Genomic DNA, 2,428 nt, shown 5'->3' with positions numbered 1-2,428 from the left:
CCGCCTCGGGATCGCGCGCCGCGAGGGCGGCGAGGCCCCGCTCGGCCGCCGCGCCGAAGCGTCGCGCCAGGGTGTCGAGCGCCGGCCCCTCCGCCGCCGCGCCGCGCCAGCGGCCCGCCCCCGCGGCGGCGCCCGCCGCCGGCACCTCGCGGCAGAGCAGGGCGAGGTCGCGCGCCTCCGCGGCCAGGCGGAGCAGCACGCTGGGCGGCGCCGCGGCGGCCGGCTGGGCGCGGGCGGCCGGCGCGGCCAGCAGCAGCGCCAGCGCCGCGAGCGAGGCGGCGGCCGGCGCGGCGCCGGGCCGCCGCGCCTTCGTGCTGCGTCGCGGACCGGTTCCGCGCATGGCGCTCGCTCGTCGCTGCGGACCGTGCGGAGGTGGTGCGCGCGGGCGCGCCCCGCCAGGGGCAGGGGCGCGCCGAGGGTTGCGGCGGCCGGCGCCGGCGGCTACCCGGCCTGCCCCGTGAACTATCGTCACGCCTTCCACGCCGGCAACTTCGCCGACTGCGTCAAGCACGCCATCCTGGTCCTGCTTCTGCGTGCGCTGCGCCGCAAGGACACGCCCTTCGCCGTCCTCGACACCCATGCCGGACGCGGCGCCTACGACCTCTCCGCGCCGGAGGCCGCGCGCACCGGGGAATGGCGCCAGGGCATCGGGCGGCTGCTCGGCCGCCCCGCGGAGGAGGGGCCGCTCGCCGACTATCTCGGCCTCGTCCGCGCCCTCGGCGCGCCGGCGTGCTACCCCGGCTCGCCGGCGCTGGTCCGCGCCCTGCTGCGGCCGCAGGACCGGCTCGTCTGCGTCGAGCGGCACCCGGAGGAGCACGCCGCCCTCGCCGCCCGCTTCCGGGAGGACCGCCGGGTCGCCGTCCACCGCCGCGACGGCTGGGAGGCGCTGCGCGCCCTCACGCCGCCGCCGGAGCGGCGCGGCCTGGTGCTGATGGACCCGCCCTTCGAGCAGGAGGGCGAGTTCGAGCGCCTCGCCGACGCCGTCGCCCTGCTGCGCCATCGCTTCCGCGCCGGCATCCTCGCCGCCTGGTATCCGATCAAGCACCGCGCGCCGGTGCGCGCCTTCCATGCCGCGCTGCAGGCCGGCGGGGCGCGCGACCTGATCGCCGCCGAGCTCTGGCTGCGCGCGCCGACCGACCCGGCGCGGCTCAACGGCTGCGGCATGCTGGTCGCCAACGCCCCCTTCCGCTTCGCCGAGGAATGCGGTGCGATGCTCGCGGCGCTGCTCGCTGCGCTGGGGACCGGCGAACCGGACGCGGGCTGGGCGGTGACGCGGATCGTGGAGGAGTAGGCGGCATGCCGCAGCGCAACCGGCCCTCGCGGCGCCCGAAACTGTGCGTGCTCGGCGCCGGCGCCTGGGGCACGGCGCTCGCGATCCAGGCCGCGCGCGGCGGCAACCCCGTCGCGCTGTGGGCGCGCGATCCGGCGCGCGCGGCGGAGATCGAGGCGGCGCGGGAGAATGCCCGCTACCTGCCCGGCGCGCCGCTCGGCCCGCTGGTGCGGGTGACGGCCGACGCCGCGGAGGCGCTGGAGGGCGCCGCCTTCGTGCTGGTCGCGGTGCCCTCGCAGTTCGTGCGCGCCGTGCTCGCCGCCCTGCCCGACACCGGCGCGCCGCTGATCGTCTGCGCCAAGGGGGTGGAGAGGGACACGCTGCTGCTGCCGCTCGAGGTGGTGGCCGAGGTGCGGCCCGGCACGCCGACGGCGGTGCTCTCGGGCCCGAACTTCGCGCACGAGATCGCGCGCGGCCTGCCGGCGGCGGCGGTGGTGGCGAGCCATGACGCGGCGCTGCGCAACCTCTGCGCCGATCTCCTCGCCACGCCCGGCTTCCGGCTCTATGGCGGGGACGACCCGATCGGGGTGCAGGTCGGCGGCGCGGCGAAGAACGTCATCGCCATCGCCGCCGGGGCGGTGATCGGCGCCGGGCTCGGCGAGAACGCGCGCGCCGCGCTGGTGACGCGCGGCCTCGCCGAACTCTCGCGGCTGACGGTGGCGCTCGGCGGGCGGCAGGAGACGGCCTCGGGGCTGTCGGGCCTCGGCGACCTGCTGCTGACGACGACCGGCCCCGGCAGCCGCAACACCTCGCTCGGCGCGGAACTGGCGCGCGGCGTGCCGCTCGCGAAGGCGATCGCGACCCGGGCCGGGGTGGCGGAGGGGGTGGAAACCGCGCCGGCCATCGTCGCCCGGGCCGAGCGGGCCGGCGTGGAGATGCCGATCTGCGCCGCGGTGGCGGGTCTGCTCGCCGGAGAGATCACCGTCGGCGACGCCATGGGGCGGCTGCTCGCCCGCCCGCGGCGCGACGAGTAGGTCCGGTCGCGGACGGACGGAGGCGGCCGGGCGCGCGGCGCGCCGGCAGGGGCGCGGGCCGTCGCCGCCGGCCCGGCGCCTTCCGTGCGGTGGATCGCCGGACGGGCGGGCTGTAGAACGCGCC

Annotated in this window: 3 protein-coding genes; 2 read left to right on the top strand and 1 reads right to left on the bottom strand. The window is 79.5% G+C overall.

Annotation, left to right across the window (positions count from 1 at the left end):
• Positions 1-340 (bottom strand): hypothetical protein (locus K1J50_RS18710; protein WP_220119258.1); only part of this gene is annotated, 340 nt, incomplete at its 3' end.
• Positions 341-457: 117 nt separating this feature from the next.
• Between K1J50_RS18710 and K1J50_RS18705 the strand changes: the two genes are divergently transcribed.
• Positions 458-1,291 (top strand): 23S rRNA (adenine(2030)-N(6))-methyltransferase RlmJ, encoded by an 834-nt coding sequence (locus tag K1J50_RS18705; protein ID WP_220119257.1) that lies wholly within the window; start codon positions 458-460, stop codon positions 1,289-1,291.
• Positions 1,292-1,296: 5 nt separating this feature from the next.
• A complete protein-coding gene (locus K1J50_RS18700; protein WP_220119256.1) occupies positions 1,297-2,304 on the top strand; it encodes an NAD(P)H-dependent glycerol-3-phosphate dehydrogenase in 1,008 nt (335 codons plus the stop codon).
• Positions 2,305-2,428: the final 124 nt, after the last annotated feature.

Origin of the sequence: Caldovatus aquaticus, from assembly GCF_019458025.1 — a bacterium.
Classification (GTDB): domain Bacteria; phylum Pseudomonadota; class Alphaproteobacteria; order Acetobacterales; family Acetobacteraceae; genus Caldovatus; species Caldovatus aquaticus.
This window is presented reverse-complemented; position numbering and strand designations above follow the sequence as displayed.

Coding starts and splice junctions, on each gene's coding strand:
- K1J50_RS18700 (WP_220119256.1), top strand. CDS start 1,297: ATGCCGCAGCGCAACCGGCCCTCGCGGCGCCCGAAACTGTGCGTGCTC.